The following is a 26,160-nucleotide window of genomic DNA, read 5'->3' as shown; positions in this document are numbered from 1 at the left end:
CTCAATAGCCGCGATAGAGCTGCGGCAGCCACAGCGCCAGCTGCGGAAAGGCGGTGATCAGCGCCAGTCCCACCAGCATGATGCCCACGAAGGGCCAGACGCTGCGGTAGATGTCCCCCAGCGAGATCTCCGGCGGCGCCATGGCCCGCATCAGGAAGAGGTTGTAGCCGAAGGGCGGGGTCATGTAGGCGATCTGCACGGTGATGGTGTAGAGCACCCCGTACCAGATCGGGTCGAAGCCCAGGCTGATCACCAGTGGCACGTAGAGCGGCGCGACGATCACCAGCATGGCGGTATCGTCGAGGAACATGCCGAGCAGGATGTAGGAGAGCTGCATCATCACCAGTATCTGCCAGGGGCTCATGCCGATACGGTCGAGGAAGAGCCCCTCGATGGCGCGCACGGCACCCAGCCCGTCGAACACCGCCCCGAAGCAGAGCGCCGCGAGGATGATCCACATGAACATGCAGCTGATGCCCAGCGTCTTGTGCAGCGTCGCCTCCATCACCTTGCCATTGAGCCGGCGCTTGGCCAGCGCCGCCAGGGTCGCTGCCAGGGCGCCGACGGCCGAGCTCTCCACCAGGCTGGTCACGCCCATCAGGAACAGGCCGGTCATGAAGAAGAAGATCAGCAGCGGCAGGATGCCGGCGCGCAGCAGGCGCAGCTTCTCGGCCAGTGACAGGTTGCGCTCCTCGGCGGGCAGCGCCGGGCCCAGGTGGGGCTGGAAGTGGCAGCGCACGACGATGTAGAGCACGAAGAGCCCGGCCAGGATCAGCCCGGGGATGGCCCCCGCCAGCCACAGCTGGCTGACCGGCTGGCGGGCGATCATGCCGTAGAGCACCAGCACCACGCTGGGCGGCACCAGGATGCCGAGGGAACTGCCCGCCTGGATCACCCCGGTGACCATGGTCTTGTCGTAACCGCGGCGCAGCAGCTCGGGCAGCGCGATGGTGGCGCCGATGGCCATGCCCGCCACGCTCAGGCCGTTCATCGCCGAGATCACCACCATCAGGCCGATGGTACCCACCGCTAGCCCCCCCTTCAGCGAGCCCATCCAGACGTGGAACATCTCGTAGAGCTCGCCGGCGATGCCCGATTCCGAGAGCATGTAGCCCATGAAGATGAACAGCGGCAGGGTCAGCAACGGATACCAGTTCATCAGCTGGATCGCCGCCGTGAACGGCATCTCCACCCCGCCGTTGCCCCACAGCAGCAGCGCCGAGGCGGCCCCGACGAAGCCGATGACCCCGAAGACCCGCTGCCCGGTGAGCAGCAGCAGCATCATGGTCGAGAACATCAGCGCGGCGATGGTCTGGTAGGTCATTCGATGACCTCCCCGCGGATCCGCGCGATGTCCTTGAAGAAGGTCGAGAGACACTGCAGCAGCATCAGCAGGATGCCGAAGGTCATGATGATCTTGATCGGCGCCAGGGGCGGGGCCCAGGTGGTGTAGCTGGTCTCGCCGTAGCGCAGCGCATAGCCGGTGCTGGAGATGCCCCCCGCCAGCAGGGCCCCGAGGAAGACGAACAGCAGCAGCATGGTCAGGACATCGACCAGGGCTCGCGTGCGAGCGGACCAGCGCGAGTAGAAGAGGTCCATGCGCACGTGGGAATCGAGCTGCATGGAGTAGGCGCCACCCAGCAGGTAGTAGCTGGCCATCAGGAACTGGGAGACCTCGACGCCCCACACCAGCGGGCTGTTGAACAGGCTTCGCGAGACGGAGGCATAGAGCAGCACGCCGATCATCACGAAGATCAGCAGCATGACCAGGCGCCCCACCCGACGGTTGAAGGCATCCACCCAGCGCACGTAGCAGACGATGGCTCTCGGCATGGTGTTGTCGTTGTTCAGGGCCGACGATGCCTGGAGTCTTGGCAGGCCCGGGAGGAACCGCAAGGAGCATCGGCTTCGACAACGGCTGCACTATCGACAGAACCGATAGTGCATGCCGGAGGGGCAGCGCCGAACGCCCAGCCCCGTGAGGGGGCAGCGCCGCGGCGACTCAGCCGTCGAAGTGGATCCCTTGGGGCAGCCAGGGCAGCTCGCGGGTGATCTCGGCCAGGAAGTGGCGCTCGAGGAGGCGACGGCTGTCGCTGGCCAGCAGGGCCGGCAGGTCACCGAGCTCGTCGCGGCGCGCGACCAGGGTCAGCTGGCGGGCGAAGGGGCCGGTGGGCAGGGGCGCGACCCGCACTCGCAGCCCCGTCAGGCCCGCCTGGTAGAGGCACAGCGGCGTGGTGATGGTCCAGCCTGCCCCGGCACTCACCAGGCTCAGCAGGGCGAAGGTATTGTCCAGGTGCAGGCGTGTCGGCAGCTCCAGCTGGTTGAGGCGCAGGTGGCGCTCGATCGCCTGGCCGATCAGCGACTGGGGGGTATAGCGCATGAAATCGAGCTGGCGGGCCAGCCAGCGCAGGTTGTCCAGAGGGCCGGGCACCTCCTCGGGCACCACCAGCACGAAGGGCTCGCCGAGCACGGCGTGGCGCTCCAGGCCGTCGTAGTTCTCCAGCCGGTCATCGGAGATGATGATGTCCACATGCCGCGTGAGCAGCGCATGGCCGTGCATGTGCGAGAGCCCGGTGGTGAGGGTATAATCCCCGGTGTGGCGCCGGATCACCTCGATCAACGGCTGGCCGACCGCGGTGGCCAGGGAGTCCACCAGCGCCATGCGCACCTGGTGCAGCCGTCCCGCCGCCCCGGTGAGCAGCTCGCGCCGGGTGGCCCGGGCCTCCTCCAGCATCCGCCTGGCCCGGTCGTGGAACAGCCGCCCGGCGCTGGTGGGCTCCAGCGGCCGGCTGTGGCGCTTGAACAGGGCCACCCCCAGGGCATGCTCCAGGTTGGCGAGGCACTGCGACACCGAGGACTGCGTCAGCCCGAGGCGCCGGGCGGCGGCACTCTGGCTGCCCTGCTCGAGGGCCTCGACGAAGATCTCCATGCTGCGCAGGTCGAATCCGAATCCGTTTCGCATCCCGTGCTCTCCCGGCACCTTGCTGTCGCCGAATGGCGACCGGGAACTCCCGGCGGCGGCTCCGGTCAATCGGTCCGCATCGTCACGCCAGGGAGGTTCCGATGACCCCACAGGGAAATGCCACCGCCGATGCCACGGCCCAGGCCGTGACGGGCAGCCCCCGTCCTTCGTCCACCTGGACCGGCTGGGGACAGTGGCTGGCACTGATCACCATGACCGTCGACCACCTGTCCCGCTACATAGTACCGGACGCCTGGGAGCTGGGCTGGGCCGGCTCTTCCATCGGCCGCATCGCCTTCCCGCTGTTCGCCGCCATGGTCGCCTGGCACGGGCTCTTCAACACCCGCAACCCGCTGCGCTATGCCCGGCGCATCCTGGTGATCGGCCTGGTCGCCCAGCTGCCCTACATGCTGATGCCGCGCGCCTCCGACGCCCTGATCCTCAATATCTGCTTCACCCTCTCGCTGGGCCTGACAGGGGGCGTCTGGCTACGCGGCCTGTCGGCGCGCCTCGCCGCCGGCACCCTCGGCCCGCCGAGGCTGGTCGCCGAGGCCGCCGTTGCGTTGGGCGTGTGGTGGCTCGCCGGCCTCTGGGTCGAGTACGGCCACCATGGCCTGCTGATGATCCCCCTCTACATGCTGGCCATGCAATACCTGCACCTGGCCGGAAGCGCGCTCGTCGACCGGCTGAAGGCCACCGCCATGGCCCTGCCGGTGCTGGCTGTCGCCGGCCTGATGAACAGCTCCGACATAGCCAAGTCGTTCACCGTCGCCACCTGCCTGGCGGCGCTGCTGCTGGCCGCCGGCGCCCACCGCCTGACCCCGGCGGTCCCGATGGCCATGCCGCGCCGGCTGTGGCTCGCCTGGTACCCGGGCCACTTCGCGGCGATGGCGCTGTGGCTGTGGCTCGTCGGCCAGCTCGGCTGAAGGCCCCACCCGGCCACCAGGCGGCGTCCGTCAGCGGAGCACCCGCCTGACCAGCAGCGGTCCGAGGATCTCGAAGACCACGGTCGAGGCCACCACCGCCGAGAGCAGCACCGGGCCGTGCTCGGGAAAGCGTTCGGCGGCGAGCAGCACCATGCCCATCGCTACCCCCGCCTGGGGGGTCAGCGCCAGGCCGAGGTTCCCCGGCAGCTCGGCCTGGCGCTCCCGGGCGAGGCGGACACCGAGCATGCCCCCCAGGTAGCGCCCCGCCAGGCGCAGCAGGATGTAGGCCAGGGTCAGGCCGAGCGCCTCGTCCAGGTGGTAGAGATCGACGCTGGCGCCCGAGAGCACGAAGAAGAACACCAGAAAGGGCCACTCGATGTGCTCGATCTCGTTGAACGAGCGGGTGTGGTGGCGGGAGAGGTTGGCCACCAGGGCCCCGGCGAGCATGGCGGCCAGCAGCGACGAGACCCCCAGCCAGGCGGAGGTTCCTGCCAGCAGCAGGATCAGCGCGATGGCCTCGACCTGGGTCGGCTCCCCGCGGCGCAGTCGGCCGGTCAGCCAGGCAGCCGGCAGCCCGATCGCGGCCCCCAGCAGAATTGCTCCGCCCAGTTCCCAGGTCGCATGCAGCAGTGCCAGGCCGCCATCGCCCGAGAGCCACCAGCCGAGCAGCGCCATGGCCAGGCCGAAGGCCAGGATGCCCCAGCCGTCGTCGATGGCGACGATTCCCAGCAGCAGTCGGGCGCGCAGTCGGCTGTCGCCGCTCTCGTTGACCGTCTCGCTGACCGCCGCCGGGTCGGTAGCCACGGAGATGGCGGCCAGCGACACCGCCACCGCCAGCGGGAATCCCAGCGCCAGCAGGCCGAGGCCGACGGACAGCACTCCGGCCAGGATCACCGACAGCGAGACGATCAGTATCAGCGAGCCTGTGCTGCGCAGGCGATCCAGGGTCAGTTCCCCGCCGAGCAGGAAGGCCACCATCACCAGGGCCACCTGGATCAGCGGCTCGGCCAAGCCATCCAGGGGCCGGGCACCGGGCTGGTCCAGGCCCCATTGCTGGATGACCGCCACCCCGACGCCCACCAGCACCAGCAGCGAGATGCGCGGCAGGCGGGTTCGGCTGGCCACCACGTCGGCGAGGATGCTCGTGGAGAGGATCACCCCCAGCAGCATCAGGCTGGCCGCGGCAAAGCTCGGATCGACGGGCAGCCAGGAGAGTGTGTCGGGGAGAGTCACCGTGTCGTTTCCTCATCGCTCGGGGGCGGGTAGTCGAGCGCCCAGCCTAGCATGGAGACGCAACCGCCTAGTCGACCAGCCGGCCGATCCGGAAGCGCTCCAGCATGCCCTCGGCGAAGCTGCTGTGGGGCCGACCGGGGCGCTTGTTGTCCCAGGCATCGCTGGCATCGCGGCCGCACCACTCGAGGATCACCGCCGCAGGGGTCGGGTGGTCGGCGATGAAACCGGTGACGTCGTAGACCGTGCCGTGGATGGCCTTCCAGCAGCTCTCGGCGCTGTCGTGGCGGGCCAGCTCCTCGCGGGTGATGGTCTCGGGGTCGCCGGGGACCGCCGCATCCGGCGAGGAGAGCGCATGGATCGATACCAGGGTCAGCACGCTGGAGAGGAAGGCGACGAAGGCGGTGTAGGCGAAGGTGTTCACAGGAAACCGAGGACCTCGCTATGGATGCGTGAGCGTGGCACCCCCTGGCCGACGAGCAGCCGCCTCAGGTGGGCGTTCATGGCCGGCGGGCCACAGAGGTGGATCTCCCGCGCGGCGAAGTCGGGGCAGTGCGCGGCGAGGAAGGCCACGTCGAGGGTACCCCGCTCGAGGTAGTAGTGCGCCACCACCGAGAAGCCTGCCAGCCGCTCGGCGATCGATTGGAGCTCGTCCAGGTAGTAGGCCCGCTCCGGGCGGTTGGCCAGGTAGACCAGCAGCACCTGCCCCTCCACCGCTCCCCTCGCCAGCAGGTCGCGGGCCCCGCCGACGAAGGGCGTGATGCCGATGCCCCCGCCAAGCCAGAGCCGGTGGCGCCCCGGCGGATGACGGCCGAAGAAGTCGCCGTAGGGACCCTCGACCCGCGCCATCGAGCCCGGCGTCACCGACTGTAGCGCGTGGCTGGCATCCCCCAGGTCCTTGATGCCGAGGCGCAGGCGGTCATCGGCCGGGGCCGAGGCGAGGGTATAGGGATGCTCCTCGCCACGGCCGGCCGAGAGCGTCTCGTCCAGCGGGGCCAGGTAGACGAACTGGCCGGGCTCGTGGACCAGCCGCCGCCCCTGCGGGGCGAGCACCAGCTCCACCACCCCGCGGGCCAGGGGCTCCACCGCCTCGATGCGATAGGCCAGTCGCGCCCGGGGCGAGCCCAGCTTGCGCCAGGCGATGGCCGTCAAGCCTGCCAGCCCCAGCAGCCACCAGGGCCAGGCCTCCCCCGCCAGCGGCAGGGCGTGGGTCAGGGCCAGCAGCAGGGCGGCGGCCGACACCAGGTGCAGACGCTTCCAGGCCTGGTAGCGGGGCCGGCCGAAGAAGCCGAAGGTGGGGGCGAGGAACAGCACCATCGCCAGCCAGGCCAGCCAGCCGAGCCAGATGGCGCCTCGGGAGAAGGGCGGAAAGAGCACCTCCACCGCCACCGGCAGTCCCTGCGGCACCGCCGCCAGTGCCAGCGCCAGGGCGTGGACCATCAGCAGCACGAAGGCGCCGAAGCCCAGGGCGTGGTGCAACCGCCAGAGCCGGGCCAGCCCCCCGAAGGGACGGTCCCACCCCGGCACCCGGACGCTGATCGCTGCCGCCAGCAGCATCATGGCAAGGCCCAGGATCCCCGTGGCACGGCCAGCCCACGCCAGCCAGTCGCCGGCATCGTTGGCGGGCCACCCCAGCCGCGGCAGTGCCACCACCAGCGGCAGCAGCACGGCCACCGCCAGGGCGAGATCGCCCGCTCTCGGATGGTGTCGCATCCTCCCTCCCCTGCCCCGGTGTCATCCTCCCATTGTTGTCCTGATGGTGCCGGGATCAATGGAAAGCGTCACGAGTCGACGCTTCCTTGATCCCGGTCAGCCAGGACAGGCCAGGGACGCCGAAGGCCTCGCCATCAAGGCATGTGACGCCTTGTCGCACCCGGCTTGACCTGTGTCATGCCATGGGGATTGCCAGGGTCCACACTGAAGGTCCGACACATCACCTCACTCCCTGATTCAGGAGGTCACATGGCACGTCAAGACAAGGGCGCCACCCCCTGGCTGGTCCTGGGGTTGCCCGTCGCGCTGGGCCTCGCCTGGATCACCCAGGGAACCGGGGTGATCGAGGACGACCCGGAACGCAACATCTCGATCCCCGATCAGCTGACCCTGCCGCTGCAGGTCCAGGCCGCCTATAACGAGGAGCAGATCTACTTCAGGTATCGCTGGCCCGCAGAACAGGCCCATGTCTACCATGACATGCTTCGCTACACGGATGGCGAGTGGGTCCGCCACGGCAACTCCCGGCCGGGCCCCGATCCCGATGGCACCTACGAGGATCGGGTCGCCATGCTGGTGGACGACGGCGGCGTCCCCGACTTCGGTCGCTATGGCGGCTACATCACCGTGGGTGACCGGATGCGCTTCTTCAGCGACTCGGCGAGCCCGGCAGAGGTCTCGGAGCACCCCCACCTCGGGCAGCAGCTGGGGCACAGCGACGTCCGCAAGTACCTGCCCGCCACCCGCACCGACCAGAACGACTGGCGAAGCGTGGCGGATGCCGATGTCCTCGCCGCCCAGCGTGAAGCCGGCTATTTCCTCGACCTCTGGCACTGGCGGGCCGGGCGCTCCAACCCCATTGGCGCCTCGGATGACCAGTGGGTCGGCGAATACCGCAACAGCGATGCCGGCTCGGGGCCCTATACCACCAACTGGGATGGCGACAACGACCAGCCACTCTGGATGCTCGACCCCGAGGAAACGGGCCAGCGTGCCTTGCGCTGGGAGGACGTGGTATCCGGAGAGGTCGATTTCGACGGCCTTTACTACCTGTCGGAAGAGAACCGGACCGACTTCGATCCCGACCATGACTGGCAGGAGGGCGACGTCATCCCTCGCCGCCTGCTGCGCCAGCCCGAGGGCTCTCGGGGCAGCATCGCCGTCCACGGCCAGGCACGCTGGGAGGACGGCTACTGGGACGTGACCCTGGTGCGCGACCTGGACACCGGCAACCCGCTGGACGACAAGATCCTCACCGAGCAGGGGATCTATGACGTCGGCATCGCCGTCTACCGCAATGCCACCGGCAGCCGCTGGCACTATGTCTCCCATCCCTACTCCCTGGGGCTGGGGCGTGATGCCGACCTCCAGGCCGTCAGTTTCTCCGGTAGTTCGCCCGACTGGAGCGATGACTGGTTCGACATGACCCTCTTCTATCCCGGGCAGGTTGACTGGCCGCTGCTGATCAGCCGCGCCCATGCCGGTGCGGAGGACATCGCCGAGGGCACCCCGGTGCGCACGCGCCACAGCGAGAAGCAGCTGGCGCTCTATGGGGTGGAGATGGAGTTCAATGACGCCATCACCTGGCGGTGGTGGATGACCCTGTTGGCCGGACTGGTCGCCATGCTCGGCGTGACCCTCGCCCTGCTCCCCGGCTTCCGTTCGAATCGTGAAGGAGACCGCTCATGACAGGCATGCACCATATGCTCGTCCACTTCCCGGTAGGCTTCTGGGCACTCGCCACCCTGATGATCCTGGTCGGCGCCCTGCTGCCCGGCCGGATGGCCGAACTCAGTCGCGCCGCCCTGCTGCCGGTCCTGGTCCTCAGCCTGCTCGGCGCCCTGGCCGCCATCGTCACGGGGTTCCTGGTCTGGCCACTGGAGGCCAGCACGCACAGTCCGCTGGCCCGCAATCACATCCTGATGGCACTCTGGTCGCTGGGTATCTTCGCCATGCTGACCGTGCTCGTCTGGCGCGCGGGCAGCGCGGCCTTCGACGGGGCACGGCGCTGGGTGCTGGTGATCCTGGCATTGATCGGCGGGCTCTTCTTCGCCGCTGCCGGCACCCTGGGTGGCCATCTTGTCGGTGCTCCGACGCTGTTTTCCGATGTGCTCGGCCTGATGGGGTGGGAGGTCTATACCACCTTCTACAGCCCCTTCTGGGTCAGTGCCGTGATGGTGCTCATCGGGATCGCCTGTGCCGTTGTGGGGCTCAAGGGGCGCCGCACCGCCAGCTGATCCCCCACCCTGCCCTGCCGCCATGAAGAAGGCCCCGCATCAGCGGGGCCTTCTTCATGGCGGCGGACTAACCCGGCCTACTCGAAGCTGAAGCGCGGTGCCGGGGCGTCCGGCAGCAGGGCTGCGCAGGCGCGCACCCGCTCCAGCAGCGCGCCGTGAGTGGGCGCCAGCAGGTTGACGTGGGCCAGCTTGCGACCGGGGCGCTCGCTCTTGTCGTAGCGGTGCAGGTGGGCATCCGGCAGGGCCAGGATCTCGGCCGCCTCGCCCTCCCGGCCGATCACGTTGACCATGCAGGTCGGCATGCGCGCCGTGGTGTCGCCCAGCGGCAGCCCCTGGATGGCACGCAGGTGGTTCTCGAACTGGCTGGTCACCGCGCCATCGATCGACCAGTGGCCGGAGTTGTGCACCCGGGGCGCCATCTCGTTGGCCAGCAGGCTGCCATCGGCGCACTGGAAGAGCTCCAGGGTCAGCACGCCCACGTAGTCGAGCTCGTCGAGCAGCGAGCGGATGTAGCCGTCGGCGACCCGCTCGACCCCCTCGTCCAGGTCCGGCAGGGGCGCGATGGAGTAGCGCAGGATCCCGTCCACGTGCTGGTTCTCGGCCATGGGATAGAAGGCCACCTCGCCGTCGCGGCCACGCACGGCGATGATCGACACCTCGCGCACGAAGTCGACGAAGGCCTCCACGACCAGCCGCGGGTGGTTGATCGCTCGCCACGCCTCGTGCGCCTCGGCCGGGTCGCGGAGTACCGCCTGACCCTTGCCGTCATAGCCCTCGGTAACCGACTTGGCCACCACCGGGCAGCCCAGCTCGCGGGCCGCGGCCTCCAGCTCGTCGGCGTGCTCGACCAGGCGGTAGGCGGGGGTGGGGATGCCCAGGCGATCGAACAGCGCCTTCTCCTCGGCGCGGTTCTGGCAGACGCGGATCGCCTCGCTGGAGGGATAGACCGGCCTGACCTCCTCGATGGCCTGGACCAGCGAGACCGGCAGGTGCTCGAACTCGTAGGTCACGAGATCCACCTTCTCCAGGAAGGCCTCGAGATGCTTGCGGTCGGTATCGATCATCACGTCCCCGATGCCGGCACTGGGGTGCCCGGTGGTGTCGAGGAAGGTGAAGTGGTTGGCCAGCGGATAGCCGGCGAGCGCCAGCATCCGGCCGAGCTGGCCGGCACCCAGGACTCCGATATTCATGGTTGGCTCCTCACTCATCGCTGTCGATCAGGGCTGCGGACGCGGGTCGGGCCGGGGATCAGGGTGGTCCAGCACCGTGCGGGTCTGCTCGGCACGGAAGGCCTCCACCGCGGCCCGCACCCCGGCATCCTGCAGGCCCACGATCTGCGCGGCCATCAGCCCCGCATTGGTGGCGCCGGCCTTGCCGATGGCGAGCGTCCCCACGGCGATGCCGCCGGGCATCTGCACGATGGACAGCAGCGAGTCCAGGCCCTTGAGTGCCTTGGATTCCACCGGCACGCCGAGCACCGGCAGCGCCGTCTGGGAGGCCACCATGCCCGGCAGGTGGGCCGCCCCGCCGGCACCGGCGATGATCACCGAAAGGCCCCGCTCGGCCGCGCTCTTGGCGTAGTCGAAGAGCAGGTCAGGGGTCCGGTGGGCCGAGACCACCCGGGTCTCGCAGGGCACGCCCAGTCGCTCGAGCATCGTCACCGCATGCTCCATCACCGGCCAGTCGGACTTCGACCCCATGATCACGCCGACCTTCGGCGCCTGTGTATCGGACTGCATGGCCTGCTCCTCGGCGGCTGCCTCTGTGCGGGAAAGAGTGCGGAAAGGAAAGCCGGACATTCTAGCGCTGCGGGCCTGCACCGTCATCTTGACCAGTCGGACAGCCGCTCCCCCTCCCCTGCTGTCGCCGCATCAAGACACCCGTTTGCATGCTGGATGCGATATTGGTTGCTAGCTTCAATGTGAGAAGGCCGCAAGGACAAGCCCACCTGGAAACTCTCAAGGAGAATGATCATGAAGCGTTCACTGATTTTCACTTCGGTACTGGCCGGCTCACTGCTGCTTGTCGGCTGCGACTCCGACAGCGAACCGACCGACCAGGCCACACAGCAGGAGCAGGAAGAGGCGGCCGAGCAGGAGCTCCAGCAGGCGGAAGAGTCGGCCGAGCAGACTGCCGACCAGGCTTCTGACGACACTGCCGAGACCACCGGCGACGCCGAGACGGAAGGGGCTGTCGACGACGACACCCAGGCCGACGCGGCCGCCGACGAGGAAACCGCCAGCGAGGAAACCGGCGAGGCCGAGGCTGACCCCGATGCGGACGCCGAGTCCGAGGCCGATGCGGACACCGAGTCCGAGGCCGATGCGGACACCGAGTCCGAGGCCGGTGCAGACGCCGAGTCCGAGGCCGATGCGGACGCCGAGGCCGACCCCGATGCGGACGCCGAGTCCGAGGCCGATGCTGACACCGAGTCCGAGGCCGAGACTTCCACCTCCCAGTAAGCCGACCGGCCGAAACGACTGGGCCCGCCCGGCATTCCCGGGCGGGCCCAGTGCGTCCTGCCATGCCCCTCAGCCGACCGAGGCCCTCGCCTCGCGGCGGCTGGCCAGCCAGTTGCCGGCCAGCCCCAGCACCATCACCGCCACGCCGGCCACTTCCACCATCAGGTTGGGGTAGAAGGCCGCGACGATCGCCGGCAGCAGCACCATGCGCACCGGCCAGGACATCCAGGTGAAGAGGAAACCTTCAAGGGCCGCGGCGAAGGCCCCCAGGGCCAGGAAGCCGATGAACGCGGTCCATACCAGCACCGGCAGCGACCCGCCCATGATGATCTCCGGGTTGTAGACCATGAACAGCGGGATCAGGTAGAGCCCCTTGGCGAACTTCCAGGCCTGGAAGCCGGTCTCCATGGGCTTGGCCCCGGCGATGGCCGCGCCGGCGAAGCCGGCCAGGGCGATGGGCGGCGTGACGTTGGAGTCCTGGGAGTACCAGAACACCACCAGGTGGGCGATCAGCAGCGGCACGCCGAACTCGGCGGTCAGCGCCGGCCCCACCAGCACGATCAGCACGATGTAGCTGGCGGTGACCGGCAGGCCCATGCCCAGCACCAGGCTGGCCAGCAGCACCATCACCAGCGCCAGCAGCAGGTTGCCGCCGGAGAAGGCCATCATCATGGAGGAGAACTTCAGCCCCAGCCCGGTCAGGCCCACCACGCCGACGATCACGCCGGCCACGGCACAGGCCATGGAGACGGCCACGGCATTGCGCGCGCCCAGTTCCAGGCCGCCGACCAGCTTGACCAGGCCGGCCTTCAGCGCCTCGCGCAGGGTCTCCCCGGTGACCTTCTGCCCCTCGCGGGGTGCGATGAACAGGAACCACACCGCGAAGCGCAGCACCGCCACGGCCAGCATGGTGAGGATGGCGTAGTAGCCCACCCGCATCGGCGACATGTTCATCACCAGCAGCCACACGAGCACCAGCAACGGCAGCAGGAAGTGCCAGCCGGCGCCCATCACGTCGCGCATCTGCGGCAACTCGGAGCGCGCCATGCCCTGCATGCCCTGCTTCAGGGCAATGATGTGCACGAAGAGGTAGACGGTGGCGAAGTACATGATCGCCGGCAGGATGCTGACCTTGACCACCTCGAGGTAGGGCATCCGGGTGTACTCGGCGATCAGGAAGGCCCCCGCCCCCATCAGCGGCGGCATGATCTGCCCGCCGGTGGAGGCGGCCGCCTCGATGCCGCCGGCCTGGTGGGGCTTGTAGCCCAGGCGCTTCATCAGCGGGATGGTGAAGGCCCCGGTGGTCACCACGTTGGCGATGGCGCTGCCGGAGATCGAGCCCATGCCCGCCGAGGCGATCACCGCCGCCTTCGCCGGGCCGCCGCGCTGACGCCCGGTGGCGGCATACGCCAGGTCGATGAAGAACTTGCCGGCGCCGGTGATCTCCAGGAAGGCCCCGAACAGCACGAAGATGAAGATGTAGGTGGCCGCCACGCCCATGGGCAGACCGAAGATGCCTTCCTGGCCCAGGTAGAGCTGGCCGACCAGGCGGTCCAGGTTGTAGCCGCGGTGCTCGAGGATGCCGGGCAGGAACTGGCCCAGCCACGGCAGCTCGCCACGTGGGCCGGCGAAGGCGTAGAGGATGGCGACCATCCCGATGATGGTCATGCCCAGGCCCACCGCCCGGCGCGCCGCCTCCAGCACGGTGATGGTGGCGATGCAGCCGACCACGATGTCGGTCTGGCTCCAGAAGCCGGCGCGGTTGATGATCTCGTCGAGGTAGAGCACCAGGTAGCCGCCGGTGATCAGCGCCCCGCCGAGGAAGACCGCGTCGACCAGTCCGCTGACGGGCCCGCGATCATGCTTCGGCCCCAGCAGCGGGAACATCAGGAAGGCCAGCATCATGATCAGCATCAGGTGGATGCTGCGCTGGTAGAAGAGGCCCAACGGCTGGATGCCGGCGGAGTAGAGCTGGAACAGTGACAGTCCCACCGCCACCAGGGTGATCAGCCACAGCACCGGGCGGGAATGGTTCGCCTGGCTGCCGGGAATGATGGGGGAGGTACCCGAATCGCTCATCGTGGTTCTCTCGCAGGGTTGTCGTTCAGTCGGGGGAGGCGGCGGGCAGGGTCAGGCGGATCGTCACCCGCCGGTTCTCGGCCAGGCCGCTCAGGCTGACCCGGGTGCCGTCGATCACCAGGCGGTGGTCGACGCGCAGGGCGCCCACCCGCAATCGGTAGGCGTTACCCGGTACCGGCTCGTCGATCGCCTCGATCCAGTAGCCGCCCTCGCCGTCGGAGACCTGGCGGCCGCGCCCGGGAATATGGTCCAGCCCCGCGGCGAAGTCGGGCAGGTGGCTACGCTCGAGCACCATGCGACCCTCCCGGTGACGATAGCAGTCCAGCACCGGGAATCCCTCGACCGAGTGGTTCCACTCCAGGCACCAGCCCTCCCCCTCGGGCATCGGCACGCTCACCAGGCGCTCGCCGTCGGCGTCCAGCACCTCCAGCCGAGCCTGGTCGACCGCGAACGCTGGGCTACCGGCCGCCAGGCCCGCACAAAGCAGCAGGGCGGGCAGCCTGGCCCGCCCTGCTTTCAGGCACGAATCACGCATCGCCTCAGGGACGCTGGTGATCCTGGATCTCGGCACCCACTTCCTCGTAGTAGCGCAGCGCGCCCGGATGGAAGGGAACCGGGGTCGACTCCGCGCTGAACTCCACGGTGGTATCGTTGGCCGCCGGGTGGATGGCGATCAGCTCGTCGGTGTACTCGAAGAGGACCTTGGTGATCTGGTAGGCCAGCTCCTCGTCCATCTCGCTGCTCACCGCCAGCACGTTGGGGATACCGATGCTCTGCACCGCCTCGTCCATGCCCTCGTAGAGGCCCGCTTTCAGCTTGTAGGCGGCGAACACGGGCTCGGCTTCCCTGGCCTTGTCGATCTCCTCCTCGGTCAGGCCGATCAGGCGGATGTCGCGGGTGGTGGCCAGGTTCATGATCGAGCTGGTGGGCGGCCCCACGCTCCAGAAGCCGGCGTCGATGTCGCCGTCGCGGATGGCGTCGGCGGTCTCGTTGAAGTTCAGGCGCCGCGGGTCGAAGTCGTCATAGGTGATGCCGTTGGCCTCGAGCAGGGCCTGGGCGTTGACCTCGGTGCCGCTGCCCGGCGCGCCCACGGAGACCGTCTTGCCCTCGAGGTCGGCGAGCGACTCGATGCCGGAATCGGCCAGGGTGACGATCTGGACGGCGTTGGGGTAGATGGAGGCCAGCGCGCGGATGTTCTCCAGCTGGCGGCCCTCGAAGTCGCCGGTACCGTTGTGGGCCTGGTAGACGGTGTCGGCCAGCGCCAGGGCAAGGTCGGAGTCCCCCCGCCACACCAGCCCCATGTTCTCCACGGAGGCACCGGTCACCTCGGCCACGGCCTCGTAGCCCTCGATATGGTTGCCGATCAGCTCGGCCAGGCCACCCCCGTAGGGATAGTAGGTACCGCCGGTACCGCCGGTGGCGATGGAGAGCTGCTGGGCAGCAGCCAGGGGGGCCGTGGCCATCAGCGTGGCGGCGGCGGCGTACTTGCGAAATCGCATGGCAATCCTCCGATCCTGGGACCAGGTTTGTTGTGAATTGTAGCGGCGCCGGCATCTCGTGGCGCCTCGCCTCACGCTAGCATGGTCGCTGCGTGAGAACCCAATGCCACTATTTCTACGTTCCCGGGGATTTTCGGCAATTCATCCAAGGTCGAACCCTGTCCTCATTCCTCGACCAGCGCCTTCACCTTGTCGACGATATGCGCCCCGATGGGGATCGCCGAGGTGGCCGCCGGCGACGGGGCGTTGCCCACGTTCACGGTGCGTGGCGTGTTGACGAACAGGAAGTCGTCCACCAGCTTGCCGTCGCGGGACACCGCCTGGGCCCGAACCCCGGCCGGATAGGGGCCCAGGTCCTCCAGCCCCAGGCTGGGGCAGTACTTGCGCACCAGCTCGAGATAGCCCCGCTTGTGCAGCGAGTTCTTCATCTCCGTGAGGCCCGGGCGCAGGTTGCGGCCCAGCACCTTGAGGATGCCCGGGTCGCTGAACATCCTCGCCATGTCACCGAGCGACACGTCACGCCGGCGGTAGCCCTCGCGCTTGAAGGCCAGCACCGCATTGGGGCCCACGGTGACGGAACCGTCGATCATCCGCGTCAGGTGCACGCCCAGGAAGGGCATGGAGGGATCCGGGATCGGGTAGATCAGGTGGTTGACGATGTCGTTGTGCGTCTCCGGCAGCCGATAGTACTCGCCGCGGAAGGGACAGATGGTGAAGCCGGGATCCTGGCCCAGCATGCGTACCACCCGATCGGCCATCAGCCCCGAGCAGGTCACGAGATAGCGCCCGGTGAACTCGCCGGCGCCGGTGGTCACCACCACCTCCTGGCGTCGTTCCTCCAGGGCGGTGACCTCGGCCATGTAGCGGATCTCGCCGCCCCTCCGCTCGAACTCGGCGGCCATGGCCCGGGTCACCGCGGCGTAGTCGACGATGCCGCTGGAGGGCACGAAGATGCCGCCGACCCCGGTGATATTGGGCTCGCGCTCGGCGAGTGCCTCGGGCCCCAGCCACTCGCGCTCCAGGCCGTTGGCCTCGGTGCGTTCCCACAGCGCCTGCATGCGCCGCATCTCCAGGTCGTTGGTGGCCACCAGCAGCTTCCCGCAGCTGTCGTAGGGGATGCCATGGACGTCGCAGAAGGCCTTGGTGGCCCGGTTGCCCCCCAGGCAGAAGCGCGCCTTGAGGCTCCCGGGGGTGTAGTAGACGCCGGCGTGGATCACGCCGCTGTTGTGGCCGGTCTGGTGGCGCGCCGCCTCGCGCTCCTTCTCCACCACCAGCATGCGGCGATCCGGATAGGCCTGCTTGAGCTGCATGGCGGTGGACATGCCCAGGATGCCCCCGCCGATGATGATGAAATCGTACATGCCGTCCTCGCTCCTCCAATGAGACGGCCACGCCGTCGTCACGGCGTGGCCTCGTCAGTCTAACCCCTCGGTCGGGTTCCGGCGCCTCAGACCTGGCGCGGGTTGCGCAGGGTCTTGGCATGGGTGAAGTAGCCCCGCTGGCGCATCAGCTCGCGACGCAGCTCCGGATGTGCCTTGAAGCGGTCGCGGCCATGCAGCCAGAAGTGGTTGTTGATCAGCAGGAAGCTGCCCACCGGATTGGGCACCGAGAGGATCGCCGGGCTGTTCTCGAGCGACTCGGAGAGGTCGGTCAGCCAGTTGCCCTCCTCGAAGTCCTTGGGCTGCACGAACTGGTCGATGTAGGACATGATCGGCAGGCCGCTGGCGTCCACGTCGAAGACCGCATGGTAGACGTCCTTGGCGACGTTCTTGCTGGGCGGTGCGGTCCAGCGCATCGCCCGGCGCGCCAGCGGATGGTGGTAGAAGCGCTCCAGCCCCTCCCAGTCGTCCAGGTGCAGCAGCAGCGAGTTGCCGCCCTCCATGTGCTGCTCGTCGATCTTCATCATCAGCACGTAGTCGGTGTCCTGCTCGACGAAGGTGCCGTCGTTGTGCAGCTCCATCACCCGGTGGGGCTGGCGCAGGTAGCTGTCGGACTCGTCGACGTTGCGCACCACGAAGCGGGCATAGTACTGGCCGCTCATGGCGTCGTAGTTGGAGCGACCCATCAGGTGCGCCACGGCGGTGGCGAACTTGACCATCTCGTCGGCCTGCTCGACGGAGCCGAGCCCTTCGGGAACCACCTGGAAGCCACCGGTGGCGCGATCCACCAGGGTGTTGACCAGCACCGGCTGCAGGGTGTTGTCGCAGAGGTCATCGAGGATCCTCGCCACCCGGAAGCGCAGCATGGACTTGTACTCCAGGGCCTGCACCGGCCACTCGACCACGGCCTCGAGGAAGGCCTCGACCACCTCGCGGCTGACGGTCAGCTGCAGCAGGCGCGGCGACTGGGCGGAAGGCGCCAGCGTGAAGCCGCGGATATCGGCGGGCAGGGGCATGGCGGTCTCGGGAAGTTGGGTCAGTACGGTCATGTCAGGGGCTCCATGGCATTACGTGGACACAATCTAAAAATATCTACATTTTTTATTTTTGTCAAAAATAAAGGACGGCCATTGGCCATCCTTTGCGCTCTGTGTTCGATGGCCGCCCCGGGCTCCCGGGGCGGCCGCCTGCAGGGCCGAGGGATCAGCGACCGGGATAGGGGTCCGCGCCGGCCAGCTCGCGCTTCATCATGGTATCGCTGTAGGCGACGCCATAGCGGTTACGCGACCAGGCATAGAGGACCAGGCCGATCGCCATCCAGCCGGCGAACATGAACCACTCGATGGTGGAGAGCGCCGAGGGGCTGCCCGGCAGGTACATGCCGATCAGCATCACCGACAGGATCACCGACAGGGCCCCCACGGTCTTGCCACGGCGGACCCGGAAGGGGCGCGCCATCTCCGGCTCGCGCCGGCGCAGCACCACGAAGGAGAGCGCGACGAAGAGGTAGGCGATGACGATGCCCAGGCCGCCGGCCACCACCAGCCAGACCAGCGCCTGGCGGCCGAAGAAGGGCGCGATGGAAGAGAGCACCCCCATCACCAGGATGGCGTTGGTCGGGGTGCGGTGCTTCGGGTGCAGCTTGGCCAGGAAGGCCGGCAGCATGCCGGAGTGCGCCAGCGCGTAGATGGCCCGCGAACCGCCGATGTAGAAGGCGTTCCAGCTGGTGATGATGCCCGCGATGCCGGCCAGGATCATCAGGTTGCCGGCCCAGGGCGCCTGGAAGGCTGCCTGCATGGCATCCGGCACCGCCAGGGAGCTGGCGCCCAGCGCCTCGGGATCGAGCATCAGCGCGGTCCCCAGGATGATGAAGGAGTACCAGAACACCGCCAGGATCACCGAGATCATCAGCACCCGGCCGATCTCGCGGAACGGCAGGTTGATCTCCTCGGCGGCCTGCGGGATCACGTCGAAGCCGACGAACATGAAGGGCACCATGATGATCACCATCATGATGCCGCCCATCACGCCCTCCTCGACGCTGAACAGCGGCTGCATGGTCTCGGTGCTGCCCTGGAAGAGGGCGCCGGTGATGAACAGGATGCCGACCGCCAGGATCAGCAGCGTCACCACCTTCTGGACCAGGGCGGCGGTGCGCACGCCGATGTAGTTGATCCACATCATCAGCACCGACCCGGCCACGCCGACGGCGACCCAGGTGGCCTTCACGTCCCAGCCGGCGATGTTCCACATCTGCCCCACGGCATAGTTCGGGAAGAGGTGCTCCACCACGGTGGGCAGCGCCACGGCCTCGAAGGCCACCACGCTCACGTAGCCCAGGGTGATGGCCCAGGTGCAGAGGAAGGAGGCGAAGTGCCCCATGGCCCGGTAGCTGTAGACGTGCTCGCCCCCGACCTGGGGCATCGCCGAGGCCAGCTCGGCGTAGGTCAGGCCCACCAGCACGATGATCAGTCCGCCGATCAGGAAGGCGGTGATCGCTCCCAGGCTGCCGGCCGACTGGATCCAGCTGCCGGTCAGCACGATCCAGCCCCAGCCGATCATGGCGCCGAAGGCCAGGGCCAGCACATCCTTTCGGGCTAGGACTCGCGTCAGGTGCGTCTCCGTGGACGTCTCGTTGTTCATGTCAGCCTCTTGGTCAGTTGTCGATTGTCATGATGTAAGATTTTTTCACGAAACATCGACAAAAATAGTAAACGAAGGACAAACGTTCAAGAAATATTGAACACCCGGCGACTAGACATTTGTCGCAGCCACCCCCATGCAAGTCGCGGAATCCCCCACAAGTCAGGGCGATGCCTCCCCTCGGGAGGCCTTGCAATATAAGGATATGCGTATCCAGAGACTGCCACCCGCGCCACTTGCCGGCCATCGGCGGAGCCGCCCGGAAGTTCGATATTCTGCACACCCTGCCTCGGGCCGCAACCCCGCGACGGGCCCCCGTATCCCACCAAAGAATCATCGAATCGATACTGGCAAAATCGCCGTATAGACCCCATAGTGTGGCTGTCGAAACCGCCCACTGGAGCATCATGAGCACGGCACGTCACACCGCCCACGCGGAACTCACCGACCCCCCGCGAAGCTGCCCTGACCTCGATGTCAGGGACCTGGAAAAGCGTACACGCCTCATGCGCATCATCACGCGACTGATCGCCGTGTCGGACCTCGGTAGCCGAGAGATCGCACGCCGCGCCGGTCTGCCGATGCAGAAGATCAGCGACCTCCTCTCGGGGAAGCTGGAGCACCTCTCCGTCGACGAGCTTCGCCTCGTCTACCGCACCATCGACCCGAGCGGCTCACCGCCCTGATCGCCCCTCCCGCGGGAGGCCGGCACGATGACGAACAGCGAACGCTCCGCCCTGCAGGCGGGGCGTTTTTTCTTGCCTGCCCGGAGAAAAATCCCTTACGCCTCAATGGCTTGCCGTAACATTACGCCAGGATTAAGAGCTTGCTAACGATCTCTTGATCGACATCAAGTGCCTAGACCTTGGTCGCAGGTAGCCTTCCGGTATCACCCCCTGACCCGTCGTGCGGAAATTCCGCCCCACCCAGGCCACCGGAGGCGCCATGGACCCCATTCGCCGCACCCTGCTCGGCCAGCTGGCCCGCCTCAGCGCGGGCGCCGCGATGGTGCCGCTCTCGAGCGTCGCCAGCGCCCGCATCAACCAGCAGCCACCCCGTCGCGAAGGCGACCCCGGCAAGCGCTACGGCATGCTCATCGACCTGCGCCAGTGCATCGGCTGCCAGGCCTGCACCGTGTCGTGCCATATCGAGAACGCCGCCCCGCTGGGCAGCTTCCGCACCACCGTCTCCCAGTACGAGGTCGCGCACCAGGAGACCGGTGAGGTCGCCACCTTCATGCTGCCGCGCCTGTGCAACCACTGCGAGAACCCGCCCTGCGTGCCGGTGTGCCCGGTGGAGGCCACCTTCCAGCGCCAGGACGGCATCGTGGTGGTGGACAGCGACCGCTGCGTGGGCTGCGCCTACTGCGTCAACGCCTGCCCCTACGACGCCCGCTTCATCAACGAGCGCACCCAGACCGCCGACAAGTGCACCTTCTGCGCCCACCGCCTGGAAGCCGGCCTGCTGCCGGCCTGTGTGGAGAGCTGCGTGGGCGGCGCGCGGATCATCGGCGACATGCGCGACCCCGAGAGCCAGATCAGCCGCATGATCGCCGAGCATCGCGAGGAGCTGATGGTGCTTCAGCCCGAGAAGAACACCCTGCCCCAGGTCTTCTACCTCGGCATGGACGAGCGCTTCGTCACTCGCCCCGACGCCGAGCCGGTGGCCCTGGACGTCCTCGACCCCCACGGCCAGGAGATGGGCTATGAATTCCGCCATTGAGCTGCTCGCCCCGCGCTACGACATCGCCTGGTACCCCTGGGCGGTGCAGTACTTCTTCCTGATCGCGCTGTCCTACGCCACCCTGTGGCTGGCCGTCCCGGCGCTGGTGTTCGGCAAGCAGCGCTGGCTGCCCACCGCGCGCCTGGCGCTGCTCGCCTGCCTCACCACCACCCTGGTGGCCCCGGTGGCCCTGCTCGCCGACCTGCACCAGCCGCTGCGCTTCTGGCACTTCTACGCCTATGCCAACAGCCACTCCTGGATGTCCATCGGCAGCCTGATCCTGCCCCTCTACGTGGTGGGCGTGATCGTGCTGGCCTGGCTCGCCTGGCGCCCGGCGCTGCAGGCCCATCGTCAGGTCCCCGGGCTCAGTGGCCTGGTCGCCCGCTGGGTGTCGCTGGGTGATGCCCCCACCCCGCGCGCCCTGCTGGTGCTGGTGGGTCTGGGTACCCTGGCCCTCTCCACCGGCATCATGCTCTACACCGGCGCCGAGGTGGCCATCGTCAAGGCCCGCCCGCTGTGGCACACCGTGTGGCTGCCGCCGATGTTCGTGGCCACCGGCTTCATCGCCGCCAGCGGGCTGATCCTGGTGCTCAATCGTGTGGCCGGTGAGCGCAGCACGACGGTCAGCAGGCAGATGCTCAAGGTGCTGCTGGGGGCCTGCCTGTTCGCCGGCATGATCGCCGGCAGCTGGTTCCTCGACGGCATCAACGCCAACGTCGGCTCCGTGGCCGCGGCCATGGAGTCGGTGCGCGGCAGCGCCGAGTGGCGCAGCACCGCCCTGTGGGGTGGCCTCACCGGCGTGGTCCTGTTCGGCGCCGTGCTCACCCTGCTCACCCGCCCCGCCTCACGCCGCCCGGCACTCCATGCCTGGGCCTGGGTGCTCGGCCTGGTGGCCCTGCACGTCGGCTGGATGTTCCGCTGGGTGGTGCTGATGGACGTGCAGACCGTGGCCCGCCACAGCGCCGGCTTCCACCACTACGGCATTCCCGCCGGCTCTTCCGGCATCCTCGGCATCGTCGGCACCTTCGGCCTGTGGCTCGCCGCCCTCCTGCTGGTCGACCTCTTCGTGCCGTGGCGCCAGGCCCGCCAGGGCGGCAGTGCCGCCGACATCTCCCCCGCCGAACCGGCATCACATGACGTTGAAGGAGCGCCCAGCCATGGATAAGTCACGTCGTCGCTTCATCCAGGGCGCCGTCGCCGCCGGCGGCGCCGCCACCTTCGCCGCCGGCTACTCCGACCCGTTGCTCAAGATGGGCAAGGGCGTCACCGGCAGCGCCGGCGAGAAGCCCGAGCACCGCATCCATGGCAACGCCCTGGCGCCGGAGTACACCGTCGACCCCGAGAGCGGCGAGCTGACCCTCAACCCGGACCAGCGCGTGGCCTTCACCGTCTGCTACGGCTGCACCACCAAGTGCGGCGTGCGGGTGCGCGTGGACAACGACACCGACCAGGTGCTGCGTGTCTCCGGCAACCCCTACCACCCGCTCTCCGCCGACGAGCACCTGCCGATGCGCACCCCGGTGGTCGAGGCCCTGCGCGGGCTGAGCGCCCATGGTGACCAGGGCCAGCAGAACCGCTCCACCGCCTGCGCCCGCGGCAACGCCATGATGGCGCAGATCGACAGCCCCTTCCGCGTCACCCACTGCCTCAAGCGGGTGGGCGAGCGCGGCGGTCGCCAGTGGCAGAAGATCTCCTTCGAGCAGCTGATCGAGGAGATCTGCGAGGGGGGCGACCTGTTCGGCGAGGGCGACGTGGACGGCCTGCGCGCCATCCATGACCACGACACCCTGATCGACCCGGAGAACCCCGAGTTCGGCCCGAAGGCCAACCAGCTGATGGTGATGGAGGCCACCGACTACGGCCGCTCCGCGCTGCTCAAGCGGTTCACCATGAACGCCTTCGCCACCCGCAACTATGGCCACCACGGCTCCTACTGCGGCCTGGCCTATCGCATGGGCGCAGGCGCCGTGATGGATGACCTGGCCAAGAACGCCCATACCAAGCCGGACATCCAGAACGCCCGCTTCATCCTCTACGTGGGCACCGCCCCCAGCCAGGCCGGCAACCCCTTCAAGCGCCAGGGCCGCCTGATCGCCCAGGCGCGCGCCGCCGGCACCCTGGATTACGTGGTGGTCGACCCGGGCCTCAACGCCTCGGCATCGCATGCCGCCGATCACAACCGCTGGGTGCCGATCCGCCCGGGCAGCGACAGCGCCCTGGCCATGGGCATGATCCAGTGGCTGCTCGACAACGAGGGCTATGCGAAGGCGTTCCTGGAGCTGCCCGGCCAGCCCGCCGCCGAAGCCGCCAATGAGGCGACCCACACCAACGCCACCCACCTGGTGATCGATACCGAGGGTCACCCGCGCCGCGGCCGTTTCCTGCGCGCCAGCGACCTGGGCCAGGCCGAGGCCGGAAGCGACGCCGACCTCCCCATGGTGGTGGCCGACGACGAGCTGGTGGCGAGCGACGCGGTGATGGCCGCCGAGCTCTTCGTCGACCGCGAGGTAGAGCTCGCCGACGGCGCGAGCGTGCGCGTGAAGAGCAGCATGGTGCTGCTGCGCGAGGCGGCGAACGAGCACAGCCTGGCCAGCTACGCCGAGCACTGCGGCATCCCCGAGGCCACCATCGTCGACCTGGCACAGCGCTTCGCCCGCCACGGCCGCCGCGCGGTGGCCAACTCCCACGGCGGCATGATGTCGGGCAACGGCTTCTACGCCGCCTTCGGCATGCAGATGCTCAACGTGCTGGCCGGCAACCACAACCGCAAGGGCGGCAGCGCCGTGGGCGGCGGCCAGTTCAACGGCGTGGGCGAAGGCCCCCGCTACGATTTGGCCAACTTCCCCGGCAAGCGCGGCCCCCAGGGCGTGTTCCTCTCCCGCTCGCGCTTCCCCTACGAGAAGTCCTCCGAGTACCAGCGCAAGGTGGCCGCCGGCGAGGACCCCTACCCGGCCCGCGCCCCCTGGCGCTCGCTGGCGCCGCCCACCCTCACCGAGCACCTGCCCTCGGCGCTGGACGGCTACCCCTACCCCATCAAGGCGGTGATCGGCTGCATGGCCAACCCCATCTATGGACAGGCGGGCCTGGAGGCGCTGATCGCCGAGAAGATCAAGGACCCGAAGCGCCTGGGTCTGTTCGTGGCCGTCGACGGTTTCCTCAACGAGACCAACCGCTACGCCGACTACATCGTGCCGGACTCGGTGATGTACGAGGTGTGGGGCTTCACCGGCTCGTGGAAGGGCAGCCTGGGCAAGATGACCACCGCCTGCTGGCCGGTGGTGGAGCCGCGCCAGCAGAAGAGCGAAGAGGGGGAGCCGGTCTCCATGGACAGCTTCTTCATCGCCGTGGCCAAGCGCCTGGGCCTGGCCGGCTTCGGCGACGACGCCATCCCCGACGCCGAGGGCAAGCTGCATCCGCTCCACCGCGCGGAGGACTTCTACCTGCGCGCCGCCGCCAATGTGGCCATGCAGGGTGAGCCACTGCCCGCCGCCGACGAGAGCGATATCGCCCACGCCGGCCTGGCGCCACTGATGCCGCGCATCGAGCGTACCCTGAAGCCCGAGGAGCACGGCCCGGTGGCCTATCTCTACGCCCGCGGCGGACGCTTCGAGGACGTCAAGGACCACTTCAAGGGCGAGAACCTCACCAGCACCTGGAAGCGCACCCTGTGCGTCTACAACGAGCAGGTCGGCACCAGCATCGACACCCGTAACGGCGAGCCCAACCGCGGCGTGCCCTTCCACGGCATGCCGAAGCTGGCCGACGGCCGCGCCATGCGCGAGGTGTTCACCGAGGAGGAGTGGCCGCTGCTGGCGTTCTCGTTCAAGTCGAACCTGATGAACTCCTACGCCATCGGCCTCGAGCGGCTGCGCATGATCAAGCCCTACAACCCGGTGTTGATGCACCGCCAGGACGCCGAGCGCTTCGGCATCACTCACGGCGATACCATCCGCATCGAGAGCCCCGGCGGCAGCGTGGTGGCACTGGCACTGGTCGGCGAGGGAGTGATGCCAGGGGCCCTGGGCATCGAGCACGGCTATGGCCACCGCGACCTGGGAGCCACCCCCCACGTGATCGACGGCGAGTCCCAGCCCGACCTCGAGTGGCTGCGGGCCGGCATCAACATCAACGACCTGGGCTTCAAGGACCCCACCCGCAGCGTGGACGGCACCTGGCTGGAGCCCATCAGCGGCGCCGCCGTGCGCCAGGGCCTGCCGATCCGCGTGACCCGGCTCGAGGCCTGACAGGCAGCGCTGTTCGGCCAGCCGAGCGGCTAGTCGCTCGAGAGATAGTGCACGCTGAACAGCGCCTCGTCATCGCACCAGACGGCGCGTGACCGGTAACCGGCACACGCCGCCAGGGCCCGGAACCCCGCCACGCTGTACTTGCAGGAATTCTCGGTATGCAGCGTCTCGTCTTCCTCGAAGGCGAAGTGCTGTCCGTCGAGGGTGATGGCCTGCTGCTGCCGGCTTACCAGGTGCATCTCGATGCGCGATGCCGGCGCATTGAAGAAGGCCCGGTGCCGGAAGGCCTCCACCTCGACGTCGGCCCCCAGCTCGCGGCGCATGCGCTCCAGCAGGTTCAGGTTGAAGGCCGCCGTGACACCCGCGGCGTCGTTGTAGGCCGCCTCCAGGATGTCGTGGTCCTTGACCAGGTCAACGCCGATCAGCACCCCGCTGCCCGGCGGCATCGCCTGGCGCAGGCGGGCCAGGAAGGCCTCGGCCTCGCGCGGCATGAAGTTGCCGATGCTCGAACCGGGAAAGAACGCCACCACCCGGCGACCCTCGACGCCCGACGGCAGCGCCAGGCGACGCGAGAAATCCCCCCAGGCGGCATGCACCTCCAGCCACGGATAGTCGGCCGCCAGGCGGCGGGTGCTCTGCAGCAGGAAGTCGCGCGAGATATCCATGCCCAGGTAGCGGCGGGGACGCATCGCTTCCAGCAGCAGCCTGACCTTGCGACTGGCGCCGCTGCCCAGCTCGACCATCAGCGATTCCGGCCCGACCAGCGCCGCGATCTCGTCGGCGACCGTGGAGAGGATGCCCTCCTCGGTGCGGGTCAGGTAATACTCGGGCTGCTCGCAGATCGACTCGAACAGCCGCGAGCCCCGCTCGTCATAGAAATACTTGGGCGACAGGGCCTTGGGCGAGCGGCCAAGCCCGATGATCACCTCCTCGCGAAACGAGGGCCCCGCCTCGTCGAGATGCTGGTCATGGAACTGCACGGCAGTGGTCATCGAGGTCCCTCGCGGGCGAAAGGTTCGGGTGGCAGGAGACGACAACACGCGGCCATCGCGATGGCGTCGTAC

General features: G+C 68.4%; 23 protein-coding genes. 8 read left to right on the top strand and 15 right to left on the bottom strand.

The window, feature by feature from the left end; translation table 11 throughout:
• Nucleotide 1: 1 nt before the first annotated feature.
• The 3 genes from QLQ83_RS09220 to QLQ83_RS09210 all read right to left on the bottom strand — a co-directional run bounded on the left by QLQ83_RS09220 (nucleotide 2) and on the right by QLQ83_RS09210 (nucleotide 2,962).
• The gene (locus tag QLQ83_RS09220; RefSeq protein WP_282735231.1) at nucleotides 2-1,324 is read right to left on the bottom strand and encodes a TRAP transporter large permease; all 1,323 of its coding nucleotides are present in this window, start codon (nucleotides 1,322-1,324) and stop codon (nucleotides 2-4) included.
• Nucleotides 1,321-1,833, bottom strand: coding sequence for a TRAP transporter small permease subunit (locus tag QLQ83_RS09215; protein WP_282735230.1), 513 nt, complete (start codon nucleotides 1,831-1,833; stop codon nucleotides 1,321-1,323). The genes QLQ83_RS09220 and QLQ83_RS09215 overlap by 4 nt, the downstream gene beginning before the upstream one ends.
• A 169-nt stretch (nucleotides 1,834-2,002) precedes the next feature.
• The gene (locus QLQ83_RS09210) at nucleotides 2,003-2,962 is read right to left on the bottom strand and encodes a LysR family transcriptional regulator (protein WP_282735229.1); all 960 of its coding nucleotides are present in this window, start codon (nucleotides 2,960-2,962) and stop codon (nucleotides 2,003-2,005) included.
• 101 nt (nucleotides 2,963-3,063) lie between these two features.
• On the opposite strand from QLQ83_RS09210, the gene QLQ83_RS09205 reads away from it, so the two are divergent.
• A complete protein-coding gene (locus QLQ83_RS09205; protein WP_282735228.1) occupies nucleotides 3,064-3,888 on the top strand; it encodes a TraX family protein in 825 nt (274 codons plus the stop codon).
• Between the two features lie 30 nt (nucleotides 3,889-3,918).
• Here QLQ83_RS09205 and QLQ83_RS09200 read toward each other — a convergent pair whose 3' ends face one another.
• The 3 genes from QLQ83_RS09200 to QLQ83_RS09190 form a co-directional block, all read right to left on the bottom strand.
• Complete coding sequence (locus tag QLQ83_RS09200; protein WP_282735227.1) at nucleotides 3,919-5,121, bottom strand: cation:proton antiporter; 1,203 nt, start codon at nucleotides 5,119-5,121, stop codon at nucleotides 3,919-3,921.
• A 67-nt stretch (nucleotides 5,122-5,188) separates the two neighbouring features.
• Nucleotides 5,189-5,542 carry a cytochrome b5 domain-containing protein gene (locus QLQ83_RS09195; protein ID WP_282735226.1) on the bottom strand — a complete coding sequence of 118 codons (354 nt, stop codon included), beginning with the start codon at nucleotides 5,540-5,542 and terminating at the stop codon, nucleotides 5,189-5,191.
• Entirely contained in the window at nucleotides 5,539-6,831 is a 1,293-nt protein-coding gene (locus QLQ83_RS09190) for a ferredoxin reductase family protein (RefSeq protein WP_282735225.1), read from the bottom strand. Before QLQ83_RS09190 ends, QLQ83_RS09195 begins: the two co-directional genes overlap by 4 nt.
• A 249-nt stretch (nucleotides 6,832-7,080) precedes the next feature.
• Here QLQ83_RS09190 and QLQ83_RS09185 point away from each other — a divergent pair, with 249 nt between their 5' ends.
• Together QLQ83_RS09185 and QLQ83_RS09180 are read left to right on the top strand one after the other, a co-directional pair.
• On the top strand, nucleotides 7,081-8,520 hold the full coding sequence (locus QLQ83_RS09185) for an ethylbenzene dehydrogenase-related protein (protein WP_282735224.1): 1,440 nt from the start codon (nucleotides 7,081-7,083) through the stop codon (nucleotides 8,518-8,520).
• Nucleotides 8,517-9,068, top strand: a complete 552-nt coding sequence (locus QLQ83_RS09180) for a DUF2231 domain-containing protein (RefSeq protein WP_282735223.1) — start codon at nucleotides 8,517-8,519, stop codon at nucleotides 9,066-9,068. The genes QLQ83_RS09185 and QLQ83_RS09180 overlap by 4 nt, the downstream gene beginning before the upstream one ends.
• Before the next feature lie 77 nt (nucleotides 9,069-9,145).
• Here the strand turns inward: QLQ83_RS09180 and QLQ83_RS09175 are convergent, their stop codons facing one another.
• Both QLQ83_RS09175 and purE read right to left on the bottom strand, forming a co-directional pair.
• The gene (locus tag QLQ83_RS09175) at nucleotides 9,146-10,258 is read right to left on the bottom strand and encodes a 5-(carboxyamino)imidazole ribonucleotide synthase (protein WP_282735222.1); all 1,113 of its coding nucleotides are present in this window, start codon (nucleotides 10,256-10,258) and stop codon (nucleotides 9,146-9,148) included.
• Between the two features lie 27 nt (nucleotides 10,259-10,285).
• Complete coding sequence (gene purE / locus QLQ83_RS09170) at nucleotides 10,286-10,807, bottom strand: 5-(carboxyamino)imidazole ribonucleotide mutase (protein WP_282735221.1); 522 nt, start codon at nucleotides 10,805-10,807, stop codon at nucleotides 10,286-10,288.
• A 234-nt stretch (nucleotides 10,808-11,041) separates the two neighbouring features.
• Between purE and QLQ83_RS09165 the strand changes: the two genes are divergently transcribed.
• Nucleotides 11,042-11,530 carry a hypothetical protein gene (locus tag QLQ83_RS09165; protein ID WP_282735220.1) on the top strand — a complete coding sequence of 163 codons (489 nt, stop codon included), beginning with the start codon at nucleotides 11,042-11,044 and terminating at the stop codon, nucleotides 11,528-11,530.
• 69 nt (nucleotides 11,531-11,599) lie between these two features.
• Here QLQ83_RS09165 and QLQ83_RS09160 read toward each other — a convergent pair whose 3' ends face one another.
• From QLQ83_RS09160 to QLQ83_RS09135, 6 genes are all read right to left on the bottom strand, one after another.
• A complete protein-coding gene (locus tag QLQ83_RS09160) occupies nucleotides 11,600-13,609 on the bottom strand; it encodes a TRAP transporter permease (RefSeq protein ID WP_282735219.1) in 2,010 nt (669 codons plus the stop codon).
• A 25-nt stretch (nucleotides 13,610-13,634) separates the two neighbouring features.
• Complete coding sequence (locus QLQ83_RS09155) at nucleotides 13,635-14,144, bottom strand: DUF1850 domain-containing protein (protein WP_282735218.1); 510 nt, start codon at nucleotides 14,142-14,144, stop codon at nucleotides 13,635-13,637.
• Between the two features lie 4 nt (nucleotides 14,145-14,148).
• Nucleotides 14,149-15,108 carry a TAXI family TRAP transporter solute-binding subunit gene (locus tag QLQ83_RS09150; protein ID WP_282735217.1) on the bottom strand — a complete coding sequence of 320 codons (960 nt, stop codon included), beginning with the start codon at nucleotides 15,106-15,108 and terminating at the stop codon, nucleotides 14,149-14,151.
• Nucleotides 15,109-15,272: 164 nt separating this feature from the next.
• A complete protein-coding gene (gene lhgO / locus QLQ83_RS09145; protein WP_282735216.1) occupies nucleotides 15,273-16,469 on the bottom strand; it encodes an L-2-hydroxyglutarate oxidase in 1,197 nt (398 codons plus the stop codon).
• 86 nt (nucleotides 16,470-16,555) lie between these two features.
• Nucleotides 16,556-17,536: a glutarate dioxygenase GlaH gene (gene glaH / locus QLQ83_RS09140; RefSeq protein WP_282735215.1), complete on the bottom strand. Its 981-nt coding sequence runs from the start codon at nucleotides 17,534-17,536 to the stop codon at nucleotides 16,556-16,558.
• 154 nt (nucleotides 17,537-17,690) lie between these two features.
• Nucleotides 17,691-19,130 carry an APC family permease gene (locus tag QLQ83_RS09135; RefSeq protein ID WP_282735214.1) on the bottom strand — a complete coding sequence of 480 codons (1,440 nt, stop codon included), beginning with the start codon at nucleotides 19,128-19,130 and terminating at the stop codon, nucleotides 17,691-17,693.
• A 407-nt stretch (nucleotides 19,131-19,537) separates the two neighbouring features.
• On the opposite strand from QLQ83_RS09135, the gene QLQ83_RS09130 reads away from it, so the two are divergent.
• The 4 genes from QLQ83_RS09130 (at nucleotide 19,538) to QLQ83_RS09115 (ending at nucleotide 25,096) form a co-directional block, all read left to right on the top strand.
• Nucleotides 19,538-19,816 carry an XRE family transcriptional regulator gene (locus tag QLQ83_RS09130; protein ID WP_250060479.1) on the top strand — a complete coding sequence of 93 codons (279 nt, stop codon included), beginning with the start codon at nucleotides 19,538-19,540 and terminating at the stop codon, nucleotides 19,814-19,816.
• A 259-nt stretch (nucleotides 19,817-20,075) separates the two neighbouring features.
• Nucleotides 20,076-20,852 (top strand): sulfate reduction electron transfer complex DsrMKJOP subunit DsrO, encoded by a 777-nt coding sequence (gene dsrO, locus QLQ83_RS09125; protein ID WP_282735213.1) that lies wholly within the window; start codon nucleotides 20,076-20,078, stop codon nucleotides 20,850-20,852.
• On the top strand, nucleotides 20,836-22,017 hold the full coding sequence (nrfD, locus tag QLQ83_RS09120) for an NrfD/PsrC family molybdoenzyme membrane anchor subunit (RefSeq protein ID WP_282735212.1): 1,182 nt from the start codon (nucleotides 20,836-20,838) through the stop codon (nucleotides 22,015-22,017). Before dsrO ends, nrfD begins: the two co-directional genes overlap by 17 nt.
• On the top strand, nucleotides 22,010-25,096 hold the full coding sequence (locus QLQ83_RS09115) for a molybdopterin dinucleotide binding domain-containing protein (protein ID WP_282735211.1): 3,087 nt from the start codon (nucleotides 22,010-22,012) through the stop codon (nucleotides 25,094-25,096). The genes nrfD and QLQ83_RS09115 overlap by 8 nt, the downstream gene beginning before the upstream one ends.
• A gap of 29 nt (nucleotides 25,097-25,125) precedes the next feature.
• Here QLQ83_RS09115 and egtD read toward each other — a convergent pair whose 3' ends face one another.
• The gene (egtD, locus tag QLQ83_RS09110; RefSeq protein ID WP_282735210.1) at nucleotides 25,126-26,088 is read right to left on the bottom strand and encodes an L-histidine N(alpha)-methyltransferase; all 963 of its coding nucleotides are present in this window, start codon (nucleotides 26,086-26,088) and stop codon (nucleotides 25,126-25,128) included.
• Nucleotides 26,089-26,160: the final 72 nt, after the last annotated feature.

This window comes from Halomonas rhizosphaerae (assembly GCF_030010555.1).
Classification (GTDB): Bacteria; Pseudomonadota; Gammaproteobacteria; order Pseudomonadales; family Halomonadaceae; genus Halomonas; species Halomonas rhizosphaerae.
This window is presented reverse-complemented; position numbering and strand designations above follow the sequence as displayed.

Bases quoted from the DNA above. Each gene is read 5' to 3' on its own strand.
- QLQ83_RS09220 (WP_282735231.1), bottom strand. From the start codon at position 1,324: ATGACCTACCAGACCATCGCCGCGCTGATGTTCTCGACCATGATGCTG.
- QLQ83_RS09210 (WP_282735229.1), bottom strand. From the start codon at position 2,962: ATGCGAAACGGATTCGGATTCGACCTGCGCAGCATGGAGATCTTCGTC.
- lhgO (WP_282735216.1), bottom strand. From the start codon at position 16,469: ATGTACGATTTCATCATCATCGGCGGGGGCATCCTGGGCATGTCCACC.
- QLQ83_RS09205 (WP_282735228.1), top strand. From the start codon at position 3,064: ATGACCCCACAGGGAAATGCCACCGCCGATGCCACGGCCCAGGCCGTG.
- egtD (WP_282735210.1), bottom strand. From the start codon at position 26,088: ATGACCACTGCCGTGCAGTTCCATGACCAGCATCTCGACGAGGCGGGG.
- dsrO (WP_282735213.1), top strand. From the start codon at position 20,076: ATGGACCCCATTCGCCGCACCCTGCTCGGCCAGCTGGCCCGCCTCAGC.
- QLQ83_RS09165 (WP_282735220.1), top strand. From the start codon at position 11,042: ATGAAGCGTTCACTGATTTTCACTTCGGTACTGGCCGGCTCACTGCTG.
- QLQ83_RS09150 (WP_282735217.1), bottom strand. From the start codon at position 15,108: ATGCGATTTCGCAAGTACGCCGCCGCCGCCACGCTGATGGCCACGGCC.
- QLQ83_RS09135 (WP_282735214.1), bottom strand. From the start codon at position 19,130: ATGAACAACGAGACGTCCACGGAGACGCACCTGACGCGAGTCCTAGCC.
- QLQ83_RS09160 (WP_282735219.1), bottom strand. From the start codon at position 13,609: ATGAGCGATTCGGGTACCTCCCCCATCATTCCCGGCAGCCAGGCGAAC.
- QLQ83_RS09215 (WP_282735230.1), bottom strand. From the start codon at position 1,833: ATGCCGAGAGCCATCGTCTGCTACGTGCGCTGGGTGGATGCCTTCAAC.
- nrfD (WP_282735212.1), top strand. From the start codon at position 20,836: ATGAATTCCGCCATTGAGCTGCTCGCCCCGCGCTACGACATCGCCTGG.
- QLQ83_RS09130 (WP_250060479.1), top strand. From the start codon at position 19,538: ATGAGCACGGCACGTCACACCGCCCACGCGGAACTCACCGACCCCCCG.
- purE (WP_282735221.1), bottom strand. From the start codon at position 10,807: ATGCAGTCCGATACACAGGCGCCGAAGGTCGGCGTGATCATGGGGTCG.
- QLQ83_RS09190 (WP_282735225.1), bottom strand. From the start codon at position 6,831: ATGCGACACCATCCGAGAGCGGGCGATCTCGCCCTGGCGGTGGCCGTG.
- glaH (WP_282735215.1), bottom strand. From the start codon at position 17,536: ATGACCGTACTGACCCAACTTCCCGAGACCGCCATGCCCCTGCCCGCC.
- QLQ83_RS09155 (WP_282735218.1), bottom strand. From the start codon at position 14,144: ATGCGTGATTCGTGCCTGAAAGCAGGGCGGGCCAGGCTGCCCGCCCTG.
- QLQ83_RS09115 (WP_282735211.1), top strand. From the start codon at position 22,010: ATGGATAAGTCACGTCGTCGCTTCATCCAGGGCGCCGTCGCCGCCGGC.
- QLQ83_RS09180 (WP_282735223.1), top strand. From the start codon at position 8,517: ATGACAGGCATGCACCATATGCTCGTCCACTTCCCGGTAGGCTTCTGG.
- QLQ83_RS09185 (WP_282735224.1), top strand. From the start codon at position 7,081: ATGGCACGTCAAGACAAGGGCGCCACCCCCTGGCTGGTCCTGGGGTTG.
- QLQ83_RS09175 (WP_282735222.1), bottom strand. From the start codon at position 10,258: ATGAATATCGGAGTCCTGGGTGCCGGCCAGCTCGGCCGGATGCTGGCG.